We start from the raw sequence: 13,300 nt of genomic DNA on the forward strand, positions 1-13,300 counted from the left end.
AACCGGTCTGATCAATCACAAAAAAATTCAGTGATATCAGCCAGATCGTGCGACACACCGGCCCAATTGGCCGATGGCCTGCTGCGAACCCCTCTACGGTGTGGGATGTGAGCAGCAGCGGCCTCATCTACGCAGTCATCGTCGGGGCCTGGGCCGCCTACTTGGTGCCGATGTGGCTCCGACGGCAGGACGAGCTGAACGAGGCCCGTCCGACGGAACGCTTCAGCACCGCCATCCGGCTCCTGTCCGGACGGGCGGGGATGGAGCGCCGGTACGCCAAGGAGCTGGACCGGCGCACCGCCGAACAGGTGGGGCCCGAGGCCGACCCGGACGCCGAGACGGAGCATCTGAGCTCCGTCGACGTCCGGGCCTTCGCCGCGCCCCCGGCCCTGACGGAGGCGCGCCTGGAGGTCCCCGACGCCCCGCCCGCCAGGCCCCGCCCGGCGGGCCCGCGTGCTGCGGCCGCCGCCGCCGAACGCGCCCGCCGCTCCCGGGTCCTGGCCCGGCGTCGGCGCACCACCGTGGTCCTGTTCCTGGCGTTCACCCTCGGCGCGATCGTCGCGGCCGTCGGCGGCCTCGCCTTCCTGTGGGCCCCGGGCATCCCGGCGGTCCTGCTCAGCGCGTACATCGTGCACCTGCGCGCGCAGGAGCGCCGCCGGTTCGTGTACGTCATGGACCGGCGCCGCGCCGAGGCCGCCGCACAGCGCCTGCGCGAAAGCCGCCGGCGTCCCCGGCCCGCCCCGGAGCAGCCCGCCGACCCGCAGTCGGCCGGCCCCGAGCCGGAGCCGGCGCCGACGGTCTCCCCGCAGGAGGCGGGCCGCCGCGCGCTGGTGGAGCAGACGGACCACGCGGAGTGGGTGGACCAGCAGCGCGACCGGGGCCCGGCGCGCGGCGACAGCTGGGACCCGGTCCCGGTGCCGCTCCCCACCTACGTCACCGCCCCGGTGGCGCCGCGCGCGACCGGCGGCGTGGACGTCACGGACCCGGAGACCTGGAGCGCCGCCCGCTCCTCGGTGGCCGAACCGACCCCGCCCCCGCCCACCCGCCAGAACCCGAACCCGAGCGCCACCGCGCCCCCGCCCCGCCGCAGCCGCGACCACGGCCGCACGCCGCTCTTCGACCAGTACGCGGACGAGGACCGCCCCCGCGCGGCCAACGAGTGACGCGGGTCTCCTTCGCCGCCACCGACGGGGAACGGATTTCCAAGCAGCCCGATCGGGATGCTAATGTTTCACACGTCGCAAGGGCCTGTGGCGCAGACTGGTAGCGCACCTCGTTCGCATCGAGGGGGTCAGGGGTTCAAATCCCCTCAGGTCCACGCACATCGAAGCCCCCGCCGGGATTCCCGGCGGGGGCTTCGCGTTGTACGTGCGGGTGTGCGCCGGCCTCGTGCCTAGGGGGATTAATCGTTTGCCTAGTAGTCCTAGGCTCGTTACGGTCCTTCACCATGAAGGCAGTCAGTGACCGCACCATCCGTGCCTCGTTCGTCAATTGCTCGAAGGGCGAAGCCGCCCGCCTCCCCCTCCCGCGGGACCTCGCCGAGCGGCCGTGGGACGACCTCGACTTCCTCGGCTGGCGCGACCTGTCCGCGCCCGACCGGGCCTACATCGTCGCCGAGCGCGGCGAGAAGGTGGTCGGCGTCGCGCTGCGCCTCGCCTCCCGGCAGTCCGCCGGGCTGCGCCGCAGCCTGTGCTCGATCTGCCTGACCACCCACCCCCTCAGCGGCGTCTCGCTGATGACGGCCCGCAAGGCCGGGACGGCGGGCCGCGAGGGCAACTCGGTCGGGCTGTACGTGTGCACCGACCTCGACTGCTCCCTCTACGTACGCGGCAAGAAGCGCCCCGAGTCCGGCGCGCGCTTCGACGAGCGCCTCACCGTGGAGGAGCAGATCGAGCGGACCCGGGGCAAGCTCGCCGCCTTCCTGGATCAGCTGTACGCGTAGACGCGCGCGCCGCCGACGAAGGTCTGGAGGACCCGCGTCGAGGCGATCTCCTCCGGCGGCGCGGCGAACGGGTCGCGGTCCAGGACCACCAGGTCGGCGAGGTTGCCGGCGCGGATGACGCCGGTGTCGTCGAGGTGGTTCACGTACGCGCTGCCCGCGGTGTACGCGGTGAGGGCGGCGTCCAGGCCGATGCGCTGCTCCGGCAGGAACACCGGTGCGTCCGGACCGTCCTCCGGCAGGACGCGGTTGACCGCGACGTGCAGGGCGGCGAGCGGGTCCGGGCTGCTGACCGGCCAGTCGCTGCCCGCCGCCAGCCGCGCCCCGGCGCGCAGCAGGTCGCCGAAGGGGTACTGCCACGCGGCCCGCTCCGGGCCGAGGAACGGGATCGTCAGCTCGTCCATCTGCGGCTCGTGCGCCGCCCACAGCGCCTGGATGTTCGCGGTCGCGCCCAGCCGCGCGAAGCGCGGTACGTCGTCGGGGTGGACGACCTGGAGGTGCGCCAGGTGCGGCCGGGTGTCGGCGCAGCCGCCCGCCTCACGCGCGGCCTCCACGGCGTCGAGCGCCTCGCGCACCGCGCGGTCGCCCAGCGCGTGGAAGTGCGTCTGGAAGCCGTGCGCGTCCAGGGCGGTGACGTACTCGGCGAGCGCCTTCGGATCGATGAAGGAGATGCCGGAGTTGTCGGAGGCGCAGCCGCACGCGGTGAGGTAGGGGCCGAGCATGGCCGCCGTGTGGTTCTCGGCGATGCCGTCCTGCATGATCTTCACGGTCGTGGCGCGCAGCCTGCCGTGCGTCAGCTCCTCGCGCCGGGCCAGCAGTTCCGGAAGCTGCTCCAGGCCGCGCGCCCGGTCCCACCACAGCGCCCCGACGACCCGGGCCGTGAGTTTCCCGGAGCGCGCGGCGGCCGCGTACGCCGGTGCCGGGTCGGCCATCCCCGCGTGGTCGCCGAGCAGCGCGTCCTGCCAGGCCGTCACGCCCAGCGAGTGCAACAGCTCCTGCGCCCGCAGCAGGCCCGCGGTCAGCTCGTCGAGGGTCGGTGCCGGTACGAGGGCGGCGATGAGGGTCATCGCGCCCTCCTGGAGCATGCCGGTGGGGTGCCCGTCGGCGTCCCGCTCGATGCGGCCGTCGACCGGGTCGGGGGTGTCGGCGGTGATCCGGGCGAGCTCCAGGGCGCGGGAGTTGGCCCAGCCGCCGTGGTGGTCGCGGTTGACGAGGTACGCGGGCCGGTCGGGGACCAGTTCGTCCAGGAACCGGCGGTCCGGGGTGCCGCCGGGGAAAGCCTCCATCGACCAGCCGCCCCCGGTGATCCACTCCGCCTCCGGGTGGGCGTCCGCGTACTCCCGGATGCGGCGGCGGTACGCCTCCGCCGTCGTGGCCCCGCTCAGGTCGCAGCGGCCCATCTCCACGCCGCCGCCCACCGGGTGGACGTGCGCGTCCTGGAAGCCCGGTATCAGCAACCGGCCGCGCAGGTCCACGACTTCGGTGCGCGGACCGATCAGCCCGTGGACCTCGGAGCCGCCGACGGCCACGATCCGCCGACCGCGGACGGCCACGGCGCTCGCCCGGGGGCGCACGGGATCCACGGTGTGGACGGGGCCACCGGTGAAGACGAGGTCCGCGGTGCGGTGAGGGGCCATGGGCGTACTCCTGGTTCACGGAGGTGTCGTTCGTCGTTCAGTCTGCGGCGGGACACGGCGGTGTCCATGCGCAGGATGAACGTTTCGACCCCCGTACCCCTACGAGTTGGCCAACTCTGGCCGAAGCTCCAGGGGTGTCCAGGACGCATGACGGAGGATCGTCCGAATCGTCGCGCCCGAAGGGGTCAGCCGCATCGCCGCGTTGCGGACGGCGACGGCGGCCGGGTGTGCGAGCTGCTGCCCCATCCGGCCCGCGCGGCGGGCGGCGAGCGCGACCGCCTGGCTGCGCGGACGCCGCTCGGCGTCGTACCGGGCCAGCGCCGTACGGACGTCGGGTGCCCCGGCGGCCGCCGCGGCCAGGGTCACGGCGTCCTCCAGGGCCTGGCAGGCGCCTTGGCCGAGGTGTGGCGTCATGGCGTGGGCGGCGTCGCCGAGCAGCGCGACGCGCCCGACGGCGTACGTGGGCAGCGGCGTGGCCAGTTCGTTGATGTCGTGGTGCAGCACCGCGCCGGGTGCTGTGGCCGCGAGCAGCGCGGGGATCGGGTCGTGCCAGCCGGCGAACCGGCGGCGCAGGGCGTCGAGCGGATCGCGCGGGCGCACGCCCTTCGGCGCGTTGAGCACCGCGTGCCACTCCGCGCGCCCGTCGGCGAAGAGGATGTGGCCGAACTCGGCGCCCCGGCCCCAGGTCAGCTGGAAGTCGGCGCCGCCCACGTCCACCGGGCGCTCGGTGATCGCCCGCAGCACCGTGGAGCCGCTGTACGCCGGGCCCGGCGCGTCGGGCAGCAGCCGCGCCCGGACGCGGCTGTTGACGCCGTCCGCCGCGACGACGAGGTCGGCGTCGTACGTCCGCCCGTCGGCGGTGCGCACGCGCGCGTGCGGCGCGTCCAGGGCGCCGTCGACGGCCGTCACCTCGGCGCCGGTGACCAGCGCGCCGGGTGGGAGCGGGGCGCGCAGCAGCCGGTGCAGGGTGGCGCGCGGGATGCCGAGGATCGGCGCGCCCAGGGCGCGTTCCAGGGCGTGGCCGTCCATCCGCGCGAGCACCCGGCCGTTCGGGGTGCGGGTGGCGCCGGTGAGCTGGCGGCGCGCCGCCGCGCGGACGGCGGGCCCGGCGCCGAGCGCGTCCAGGGCGTGGATGCCGTTGGCGGCGAGGGAGATCCCGGCGCCCGCGTCGGCCAGGGCGTCCGGGGCGCGTTCGACGACGGTGACCCGCCAGCCGGTGCGCAGGAGCCCGAGGGCCGCCGCGAGGCCGCCGATTCCGCCGCCGATCACCACTGCTCGTCCAGGCCGCATCATTCCCCCTCGCCCTTCCTTCTACAGATGTAGAAAGAGGCTACTACGGGTGTAGAAAGGGGCCATGACCAGGGATCGCCGTACCGTCCTCGCCGACGCCGCCCTCTCCGTCCTCGCGGACGGCGGCATGCGCGCGCTCACGCACCGCGCCGTCGACGCGGCCGCCGGGCTGCCGACCGGCACGACCTCGGCGTACCTGCGGACCCGCAAGGCGCTGCTGTCCGCCCTTGCCGTACGACTGGTCGAGCTTGACCAGACGGAGCTGAGGGAGGCCGCCGAGAGCACGCCGCTGCGGCCGCAAGCGGACCCGGACGAACTGGCGGAAGCCCTGGCGCGGTTCAGCGAGGCGCGGTTGACGGGCGAGGGGAGGCGGCGGACGCTCGCCCGGTACGCGTGCGCGGTGGAGAGCGTGTATCACCCGGAGCTGCGGGAGGTCCTCGCACCGCGCGAGAACGCCGCGCGCGACGCCGTACGGGCGGTCCTCGCCGCGCACGGGGTCGCCGACCCGGACGGGCGGACCGTCACGCTGCTGGCGTGCGTGGACGGGCTGGTCTTCGAGCGGCTGACCGGCCCCGCGGCGGACGCGGGCGGGCTGTGCGACGAGATCCGGGCGCTGGTGCGGGCTGCCCTGCGGCCGTAGCCCGGCGGGGGTGCCCCCGCCGGGCCGGTCGCTCATCGGGTCAGGACACCTGCGCCTTGTCGTACAGCGCCTTCGCCACGTCGCCGAAGTACGGGCCGAACATGCGGTTCGGCAGGAAGGTGTAGCCGAAGCTGTTCACCGAGACCTGCAGACCCGTGCCGGTCGACTCGCTGAAGCCGGTGAACCACGGGCCGCCGCTGGAGCCGCCGGTCATGTTGCAGGCCAGGCTGTGGTCCTGCGAGAAGAGGAAGTCCTTGGAGGAGTTCCCGCTGCAGTGGATCAGCTTGGAGCCGTCGTACGGGGAGGCGGCCGGGAAGCCGAAGGCGTACATCGGCTTGTTGTAGCCGCCGTTGAACTGGATGCCCTGCGCGCCGGTGACGGCGGTGAGCTTCTGGCCGTTCAGCGGGGCCACGACCGCCGCGCCGATGTCGTGGTTGATGTCCTCGCTCGCCTCCCACTGCGGAGTGGTCAGCGTCTTGGTGGCGGTCCACTGGCCGTAGGGCGCCTGGCCGTTGTCGTACGCGGGGACGAAGACCCAGTTGGTGTGCCAGCTGCCCTGGTACTTCACGCAGTGGCCGGCGGTGATGACGGTGGAGGCGTTCTGGCTGGTGACGGCGTTGCCGGAGCAGGAGGCGGTACGGCCCTGGAAGGTGAAGAACACCCGCCCGGACGTCTTGACCACCACCCCGCCGCCGGTCCAGGGCCCGCCCGCCTGCGGGAAGGCGGTGGGCGCGACGGTGGTGGTCTCCTTGCCGGGCTGCGGCGCCTTGAGGTTCTTCAGCGCCCGGGGGGTGAGCTCCAGGTCCAGCGGGGTGGCCGCGCGCATGCGCTCGGCGGTCCAGAAGGCGCGGGCGCCCTGCTGCTCGGCGGCCGTGACGGTCTTGGACGCCGCGGCCGGGGCGGGGGCGGGGGAGGGCGCCGGTCCGGCCGCGGTGGCGGCCGTCGCGGACAGGGCGCTCGTGACGAGGGCTCCGACGGTCAGCAGGATGCCCGTGGGGGTGCGGTGGCGTCTCACGCATGTCTCCTTCTGCCGTGCCCGGGCGCGGTCGCGCGGCCCGGGCAGGGTGGGGGAACGAAGAGCGGTGCGGATCAGCGGTGCGTGCCGTGCGTGAGGCAGGGTCCCACGGGCGGAGGTCGGTTGTCAGGAGCGCGTCAGTAACTCCTTCAGTGCAGCGGCTTCGCGAAGCAGCGGCTGTTCGGGTACGCGCGGTAGTAGCCGAACTTCGCGCACGGCTCGTACCCGCTCGACGTGTACAGCCCGATAGCCTCCGGCTGCATGTCCCCGGTCTCCAGCACCATCCGGGTGCGCCCGGCGGCGCGCGCGTCCTCCTCCAGGGCGGCGAGGATGCGGCGGGCCAGGCCCAGGCCGCGCACCTCGGGGATCACGTACATGCGCTTGAGCTCGGCGTCCCCGTCGGCGTACCCCTCTTCGTTCTCGTCCTGCGTGCGCCAGCCGCCGGTCGCCACCGGGCGGTCCCGCTCGTCGTACGCGAGCAGGTACAGACCGTGCGGCGGGCGGAACATCGACGGGTCGAGCGGTGTGAGATCGCCCTCGTCGCCGTACCGCTCGGCGTATTCGAGCTGGACGGCATCGTTGAGTTTGACGGCGTCGGGGTGGTCGAAGGGGACCGGGCGGATAAGCATACGGTGGATGGTACATGTATGCGGCCATCTGTGGTCGGTTATCGTGCCGGGATGCTCACTGTGACGTCCGCCAATGTCAATGGCCTGCGCGCCGCCGCGAAGAAGGGCTTCGTGGAATGGCTGGCCGGGACCGCCGCCGACGTGCTCTGCCTCCAGGAGGTGCGCGCCGAGGAGTCCCAGCTCCCCGAGGCGGTCCGCACGCCCGACGGCTGGTTCGCGGCACACGCCCCGGCCGCCGCCAAGGGCCGCGCGGGCGTCTCCCTCTACACGCGGCGCGAGCCGGACGCGGTGCGCGTGGGCTCCGCGCGTCCGAGTTCGACGGCAGCGGCCGCTACCTGGAGGCCGACCTGCCGGGCGTCACGGTCGCGAGCCTCTACCTCCCCTCCGGGGAGGTCGGTACGGAGCGGCAGGACGAGAAGGTCCGCTTCATGGACGCCTTCCTCCCGTACCTCAAGGAGCTGAGGGAGCGGGCGGCGTCCGAGGGGCGCGAGGTGCTGGTCTGCGGCGACTGGAACATCGCCCACCAGGAGGCCGACCTCAGGAACTGGAAGGCCAACCAGAAGAGCTCCGGCTTCCTTCCCGAGGAGCGCGCCTGGCTCTCGCGCGTCCTCGCCGAGGGCGACGGCGGCTACGTCGACGTGGTCCGCGCCCTCCATCCCGACCAGGCGGGCCCGTACTCGTGGTGGTCCTACCGCGGCCGCGCCTTCGACAACGACGCGGGCTGGCGCATCGACTACCACGTGGCCACCCCGGGCCTGGCCGCCCGCGCCGTCAAGGCCTGGGTCGAGCGCGCCGCCTCCCACGGCGAGCGCTGGAGCGACCACGCGCCGGTGACCGCGGTGTACGAGCTGTCGTCCGGAAACCGGTAGTTCCCGGTTCCGGAAGTGATGATCTGTCAGAGCAGGTGTGGGGAGCATCACTTCGCGGGAATGCTTCTGGCACGCTGAGCTCTCGTGCGCATCGCCACCGTACGAACGCTCAGGTCCGCCCTGCTCGCCGCGGTCACGCTCGCGCTGCCGCTGACCACCCCCGTACCGACGTCGGCCTCCGTCCCGGTTCCCGCTTCCGAGATCCCCGCCGGGACGCCCGACGTCCTCCTCACCGATCAGGCGTCCAAACGGGTCCTGCTGCTCGACGGCGCGCGCCGCGCCTGGGACCCGGCCGCCGATCCCTCCGCCGTGCGGTGGGCGTTCTCGCCGCTCGGTGATCCCCGGTACGCCGACCTGGAGCCGGGCCTCAGCTGGGTCCACCCCAGCGAGGCCAAGGTCCGCACCTGGCAGGGGAGGACGTACGTCCTCACCGTCGCCTCGTACGGCTTCGCCGCCGTCGTGGAGTACCCGTCGGGGCGGCGCCACTGGGGCGGCACCCTCGCGCCCGGCACCACGCGCGTCAACCCGCACAGCATCGAGCTGCTGCCGAACGGCAACGTGGCCGTCGCGGGCAGCACCGGCGATGTCGTACGCCTCTACGCGGCCTCCCAGGGGCCGGCGGACGTGCCGTTCGCGTCGTACGCCCTGGAAGACGCCCACGGCCTCCAGTGGGACGGCGCGCGGCGGGTGCTGTGGGCGCTGGGCGGCGCGCGGCTCGTGGCGCTGAGGGTCGGCGGCACGGCGGCGAGGCCGGCGCTGATGAAGGCCTTCGAGGTACCGCTGCCGACGCCGCACGGGCACGACCTCGGCCAGGTCGCCGGGCGGCCGGACCGGCTGTGGGTGAGCAGCGGGTCGGCCGTGTACCAGTACGTGAAGAGCGCCCGCGCCTTCACGCAGGACTTCACGGGCGTGGCGGACATCAGCCGCGCCCGGGTCAAGGCGGTCGGCAACGATCCGGTGACCGGCCAGGTGGTCTCGACCGTGCCGGAGAGCGGGCTGGGGGAGACCTGGTGGACCCGGAAGGTGGCGGTGCACCGGCCGGCCGGGACGTACGAGCTCGCCGGCGGCGGGATCTACAAGGCGCGCTGGTGGCTGCCGGTGCCGGTGTCGACGGGATGAGCCACCGGGCTACGGCCTGAGGTCGCGCAGGCGGCGGTCCAGCGCCATCGACACCTCCGCCTCCACCACGCTCTTCGCCAGCGGGCGCAGCCGTACGGCGTCGGCCTCGCCGCCCGCGTGGGCGCGCAGCAGCTCGGCGAAGAGCCCGGCGAGCGCGTCGGCGTGTTCGCGGACGCGGGCGGCGGCGGCCAGGACGGCGGAGAGTGGGATGCCCTCCTTGACCAGGGCGGCCGAGACCTCCAGCAGGCGGCGGCTGACGTGGACGATCTCCTCGCCGTCGGTGGCGAGGTAGCCGAGGTCCAGGGCGGCGGCGAAGTTCTCCGGGGTGACCTGGTCGCCGAAGTGGTCGGCGAGCTGCTCCGGGGTGAGCCGGACCGGCTCCTCCTCGGTCGGTTCGCCGAGGCCCAGCACCTGGCCGACGTCGCGGCCGCTCTCGAAGGCGGCGGCGAGGTCGGCGATGCCGTTCAGGGTGTGGCCGCGCTCCAGGAGGGCGGAGATGGTCCGCAGCCGGGCCAGGTGGTGGGGGCCGTACCAGGCGATGCGGCCCTCGCGGCGGGGCGGCGGGATCAGGCCGCGCTCGCGGTAGAAGCGCAGGGTGCGCACGGTGATGCCGGCCGCGGCGGCCAGTTCCTCGACGCGGTACTCGCGCGGCGCCGTCTCCGTGACCGTCTCCTCCACCGCCGCGCCCCCGGTGGTCGTCCCCTCGTCTGCCACAGCCGCAACCCTATGTCGTACCGCCGGTAACTTTTCCGCGCGAGACCCCTACCGCTCGGTAAGGAGCTGCTCTACCCTCCCAACCGTGCCAGCAATTGCTGGCAAAGTCATGCGGACGGGTATGCGGAGGCGGCATGGGCCAGCACGAGCACGTACGAGTGGCGGTGATCGGATCGGGATTCGGCGGCCTCGGGGCCGCCGTCCGGCTGCGCCGCGAGGGGATCACCGACTTCGTCGTCCTGGAGCGCGCCGACTCCGTGGGCGGCACCTGGCGCGACAACAGCTACCCGGGGTGCGCGTGCGACGTGCCGTCCCACCTGTACTCCTTCTCCTTCGCGCCCAACCCCGACTGGCCGCGCACCTTCTCCGGCCAGCGGCACATCCGCGCGTACCTGGAGCACGTCACCGACACCTTCGGGCTGCGGCCCCACCTCCGCTTCCGCCACGAAGTCACGATGATGACGTGGGACAACGACGCGCTGCGCTGGCGGATCGAGACCACGCGGGGCACCCTCACCGCCGACGTCGTCGTCTCCGCGACCGGGCCGCTGTCCGACCCGAAGATCCCCGACATCCCCGGGCTCGCCTCCTTCGAGGAGGCCGGCGGCAGGGTCTTCCACTCCGCCCGCTGGGACCACGACTACGACCTGGCCGGCAAGCGCGTCGCCGTCATCGGCACCGGCGCGTCCGCCATCCAGATCGTGCCGTCCATCCAGCCCGAGGTCGGCCGGCTCACCCTCTTCCAGCGCACCCCGGCGTGGGTCATGCCCCGCATGGACCGCCCCATCACCGGCGCCGAGCGGTGGCTGCACCGGCAGCTGCCCTTCACCGGCAAGGCGCGGCGCGGACTGCTCTGGGGCATCCGGGAGTTGCAGGTCAGCGCCTTCACCAAGCGGCCCGCCGAGCTCGGACTCGTCGAATCCATCGCCAAGGCCAACATGGCCAGGGCCATCAAGGACCCGGCGCTGCGGGCCAAGCTGACGCCGTCGTACCGCATCGGCTGCAAGCGGATCCTGCTGTCCAGCGACTACTACCCGGCCCTCGCCCGGCCCAACGTGGACGTCGTCGCCTCCGGCCTCGCCGAGGTGCGGGGGCGCACGCTCGTCGCCGCCGACGGCACCGAGGCCGAGGTCGACGCCGTCATCTTCTCCACCGGCTTCCACGTGACCGACATGCCCATCGCCGAGCGGGTCGTGGGCGCGGACGGGATCACCCTCGCCGAGGCGTGGAAGGACGGCATGGAGGCGCTGCGCGGCGCGACCGCGGCCGGATTCCCCAACTGGATGACCATCATCGGCCCCAACACCGGGCTCGGGAACTCCTCCATGATCCTCATGATCGAGTCCCAGCTGAACTACATGGCCGACTACCTGCGCCAACTCGACGTGCTCGACGGCACGGGCCACGGTCGCGCCGCCCTCGCCGTCCGGCCGTCCGCCGTCGCCGCCTGGAACCGGCGCGTACAGACCCGCATGGAGCGCACCGTGTGGAAGTCCGGCGGCTGCGACAGCTGGTACCTCGACGCCAACGGCCGCAACACCACGCTGTGGCCCGGCACCACGAGCGAGTTCCGGCGCGCGACGCGCTCCGTCGACCTGAGCGAGTACGAAGTCGTCCGCGTGCGGGAAGGGGCTGCTGCCCGATGAACGTGATCCACGCGACCTCCGCGGACGGCTCCTCCCTCCACGTCGAGGTGTACGGCGCCGACGGCGCGCCCGCCGTCGTGCTGGCGCACGGCTGGACCTGCTCGACGGAGTTCTGGGCGGCGCAGATACGCGACCTCGCCGCCGACCACCGCGTCATCGTCTACGACCAGCGCGGACACGGCCGTACGCCGGCCGTGGGGCGCGACGGGTACTCCACCGACGCCCTCGCCGACGACCTGGAAGCCGTGCTGGCCGCCACCCTCGCGCCCGGCGAGAAGGCCGTGCTCGCCGGGCACTCCATGGGCGGCATGACCCTCATGGCGGCCGCCGCCCGGCCCGGCGTACGCGAACGCGCCGCCGCCGTCCTGCTGTGCAGCACCGGCGCCTCCCGCCTGGTCGCCGAGTCGCTGGTGCTGCCGCTGCGCGCCGGGCGGTTGCGCACCCGGCTCACCCGTGCCGTCCTGGGCGCGCGGGCGCCCCTCGGGCCGGTCACGCCGGTGTCGAAGGCGCTCCTCAAGTACGGGACCATGGCGCCCGGTTCCGCGCCGGCCGCCGTCGCCGAGTGCGCCCGTATCGTGCACGCCTGCCCGCGCGCGGTCCGGGTCGCCTGGTCGCGCGTCCTCGCCGAGCTCGACCTGGAGAAGGGCGTACGGGAGTTGACGGCGCCGACCGCCGTGATCGTCGGCACCGCCGACCGGCTCACCCCGCCGGTGCACGCGCGGGCGATCGCCGCCGCGCTGCCCAACTGCGTCGGGGTCGACGAACTCGTGGGCGTCGGGCACATGACGCCGATGGAGGCGCCGGAGGCCGTCACGGCCCGCGTCCGCGCGCTGGTGACGACGTACCTGACGCAGAAGGAGGAAGCGGCATGAGCAAGGTGAGCCTCGACGGCCAGGTCGCCGTCATCACGGGCGGCGCGCGCGGCGTCGGTGAGCTGCTGGCCCGCAAACTCTCCGCGCGCGGCGCGCGGATCGCGCTCCTCGGCCTGGAGCCCGACCAGCTCAAGCAGGTCTCCGGGCGGCTGCACACCGAGAGCGACTGGTGGCACGTCGACGTCACCGACCACGAGGCGATGGCCCGCGTCGCGGGCGAGGTGAAGGAGCGCTTCGGGAAGGTGGACATCGTCGTCGCCAACGCGGGCGTCGCGGCCGGCGGCCCCTTCACCGCGTCCGACCCCGACGCGTGGCGGCGCGTCATCGAGGTCAACCTCATCGGCAGCGCCGTCACCGCCCGCGCCTTCCTGCCCGTCCTGCTCGAAAGCCGCGGCTACCTCCTCCAGATCGCCTCGCTCGCCGCCATCACCCCGGCGCCCATGATGACCGCGTACTGCGCCTCCAAGTCCGGCGTCGAGGCCTTCGCGCACAGCCTGCGCGCGGAAGTCGGCTACCGGGGCGTCCGCGTGGGCGTCGGCTACCTGTCGTGGACCGACACCGACATGGTCCGCGGCGCCGACCAGGACGACGTCATGCGCGAGCTGCGGCAGCGGCTGCCGTGGCCGTCGAACCGCACGTACCCCCTCGGCCCGGCCGTCGACCGGATCGTCGCCGGCATCGAGCGGCGCTCGGCCCACGTGTACGCGCAGTGGTGGCTGCGCGGCATGCAGTCCGTGCGCGGCTACCTCCCCGGCCTCATCGCCACCGTCGGGCAGCGCGAGATGCGGCGCTTCGAGCCGCGCCTCGGGAGCGTGCCGACGGGGCTGGTGGGAGCGGGCGGGGAGGCCGACGAAAAGGCGCGTACGGAGCGTGACGGAACCGTCACCGCTTGATCGAAATGCGCAGTATGTCGGGCCGTGCCACGCTGGT

Annotated in this window: 12 protein-coding genes, 1 tRNA gene and 1 pseudogene; 9 read left to right on the forward strand and 5 right to left on the reverse strand. The window is 73.7% G+C overall.

From position 1 onward, the window contains the following. The first annotated feature begins 107 nt into the window (after positions 1-107). The 3 genes from glpR (at position 108) to ACIRNI_RS08170 (ending at position 1,942) form a co-directional block, all read left to right on the forward strand. Complete coding sequence (glpR, locus tag ACIRNI_RS08160; RefSeq protein WP_403549407.1) at positions 108-1,163, forward strand: gephyrin-like molybdotransferase receptor GlpR; 1,056 nt, start codon at positions 108-110, stop codon at positions 1,161-1,163. Positions 1,164-1,244: 81 nt separating this feature from the next. After that, positions 1,245-1,318: transfer RNA gene (locus ACIRNI_RS08165), tRNA-Ala, on the forward strand. 129 nt (positions 1,319-1,447) lie between these two features. Then, a complete protein-coding gene (locus ACIRNI_RS08170) occupies positions 1,448-1,942 on the forward strand; it encodes an FBP domain-containing protein (protein WP_403549409.1) in 495 nt (164 codons plus the stop codon). On the opposite strand, the gene ACIRNI_RS08175 is transcribed toward ACIRNI_RS08170, so the two are convergent. Further along, the gene (locus ACIRNI_RS08175; protein ID WP_403549411.1) at positions 1,927-3,576 is read right to left on the reverse strand and encodes an amidohydrolase; all 1,650 of its coding nucleotides are present in this window, start codon (positions 3,574-3,576) and stop codon (positions 1,927-1,929) included. The genes ACIRNI_RS08170 and ACIRNI_RS08175 overlap by 16 nt on opposite strands. Positions 3,577-3,675: 99 nt before the next feature. Next, positions 3,676-4,866 (reverse strand): FAD-dependent monooxygenase, encoded by a 1,191-nt coding sequence (locus ACIRNI_RS08180; protein ID WP_403549880.1) that lies wholly within the window; start codon positions 4,864-4,866, stop codon positions 3,676-3,678. A gap of 64 nt (positions 4,867-4,930) precedes the next feature. On the opposite strand from ACIRNI_RS08180, the gene ACIRNI_RS08185 reads away from it, so the two are divergent. Further along, positions 4,931-5,506 (forward strand): TetR/AcrR family transcriptional regulator, encoded by a 576-nt coding sequence (locus ACIRNI_RS08185; protein ID WP_403549413.1) that lies wholly within the window; start codon positions 4,931-4,933, stop codon positions 5,504-5,506. A gap of 40 nt (positions 5,507-5,546) precedes the next feature. On the opposite strand, the gene ACIRNI_RS08190 is transcribed toward ACIRNI_RS08185, so the two are convergent. Together ACIRNI_RS08190 and ACIRNI_RS08195 are read right to left on the reverse strand one after the other, a co-directional pair. Then, positions 5,547-6,521 (reverse strand): trypsin-like serine peptidase, encoded by a 975-nt coding sequence (locus ACIRNI_RS08190; protein WP_403549415.1) that lies wholly within the window; start codon positions 6,519-6,521, stop codon positions 5,547-5,549. A gap of 149 nt (positions 6,522-6,670) precedes the next feature. Then, the gene (locus ACIRNI_RS08195; protein ID WP_403549417.1) at positions 6,671-7,150 is read right to left on the reverse strand and encodes a GNAT family N-acetyltransferase; all 480 of its coding nucleotides are present in this window, start codon (positions 7,148-7,150) and stop codon (positions 6,671-6,673) included. 51 nt (positions 7,151-7,201) lie between these two features. Here ACIRNI_RS08195 and ACIRNI_RS08200 point away from each other — a divergent pair. Together ACIRNI_RS08200 and ACIRNI_RS08205 are read left to right on the forward strand one after the other, a co-directional pair. After that, positions 7,202-8,019: pseudogene (locus tag ACIRNI_RS08200) on the forward strand (exodeoxyribonuclease III). 84 nt (positions 8,020-8,103) lie between these two features. Next, complete coding sequence (locus ACIRNI_RS08205; RefSeq protein WP_403549419.1) at positions 8,104-9,138, forward strand: DUF6528 family protein; 1,035 nt, start codon at positions 8,104-8,106, stop codon at positions 9,136-9,138. A 9-nt stretch (positions 9,139-9,147) separates the two neighbouring features. On the opposite strand, the gene ACIRNI_RS08210 is transcribed toward ACIRNI_RS08205, so the two are convergent. Next, entirely contained in the window at positions 9,148-9,816 is a 669-nt protein-coding gene (locus ACIRNI_RS08210) for a MerR family transcriptional regulator (RefSeq protein ID WP_403549881.1), read from the reverse strand. A gap of 170 nt (positions 9,817-9,986) precedes the next feature. On the opposite strand from ACIRNI_RS08210, the gene ACIRNI_RS08215 reads away from it, so the two are divergent. Genes ACIRNI_RS08215 through ACIRNI_RS08225 form a run of 3 tightly spaced genes read left to right on the forward strand, consistent with a single transcriptional unit; the run spans position 9,987 to position 13,263 of the window. Next, positions 9,987-11,498, forward strand: a complete 1,512-nt coding sequence (locus tag ACIRNI_RS08215; RefSeq protein WP_403549421.1) for a flavin-containing monooxygenase — start codon at positions 9,987-9,989, stop codon at positions 11,496-11,498. After that, positions 11,495-12,370 carry an alpha/beta fold hydrolase gene (locus tag ACIRNI_RS08220; protein ID WP_403549423.1) on the forward strand — a complete coding sequence of 292 codons (876 nt, stop codon included), beginning with the start codon at positions 11,495-11,497 and terminating at the stop codon, positions 12,368-12,370. Before ACIRNI_RS08215 ends, ACIRNI_RS08220 begins: the two co-directional genes overlap by 4 nt. Then, complete coding sequence (locus ACIRNI_RS08225; RefSeq protein ID WP_403549425.1) at positions 12,367-13,263, forward strand: SDR family oxidoreductase; 897 nt, start codon at positions 12,367-12,369, stop codon at positions 13,261-13,263. Before ACIRNI_RS08220 ends, ACIRNI_RS08225 begins: the two co-directional genes overlap by 4 nt. Positions 13,264-13,300 lie beyond the last annotated feature (37 nt).

The organism is Streptomyces sp. NPDC093546 (genome assembly GCF_044765045.1).
Lineage (GTDB): Bacteria > Actinomycetota > Actinomycetes > Streptomycetales > Streptomycetaceae > Streptomyces.

What these genes read in the sequence shown, in the direction of transcription:
- ACIRNI_RS08220 (WP_403549423.1), top strand. Translation starts at nt 11,495, where the DNA reads ATGAACGTGATCCACGCGACCTCCGCGGACGGCTCCTCCCTCCACGTC.
- ACIRNI_RS08180 (WP_403549880.1), bottom strand. Translation starts at nt 4,866, where the DNA reads ATGCGGCCTGGACGAGCAGTGGTGATCGGCGGCGGAATCGGCGGCCTC.
- ACIRNI_RS08195 (WP_403549417.1), bottom strand. Translation starts at nt 7,150, where the DNA reads ATGCTTATCCGCCCGGTCCCCTTCGACCACCCCGACGCCGTCAAACTC.
- ACIRNI_RS08170 (WP_403549409.1), top strand. Translation starts at nt 1,448, where the DNA reads ATGAAGGCAGTCAGTGACCGCACCATCCGTGCCTCGTTCGTCAATTGC.
- ACIRNI_RS08175 (WP_403549411.1), bottom strand. Translation starts at nt 3,576, where the DNA reads ATGGCCCCTCACCGCACCGCGGACCTCGTCTTCACCGGTGGCCCCGTC.
- ACIRNI_RS08215 (WP_403549421.1), top strand. Translation starts at nt 9,987, where the DNA reads ATGGGCCAGCACGAGCACGTACGAGTGGCGGTGATCGGATCGGGATTC.
- ACIRNI_RS08225 (WP_403549425.1), top strand. Translation starts at nt 12,367, where the DNA reads ATGAGCAAGGTGAGCCTCGACGGCCAGGTCGCCGTCATCACGGGCGGC.
- ACIRNI_RS08185 (WP_403549413.1), top strand. Translation starts at nt 4,931, where the DNA reads ATGACCAGGGATCGCCGTACCGTCCTCGCCGACGCCGCCCTCTCCGTC.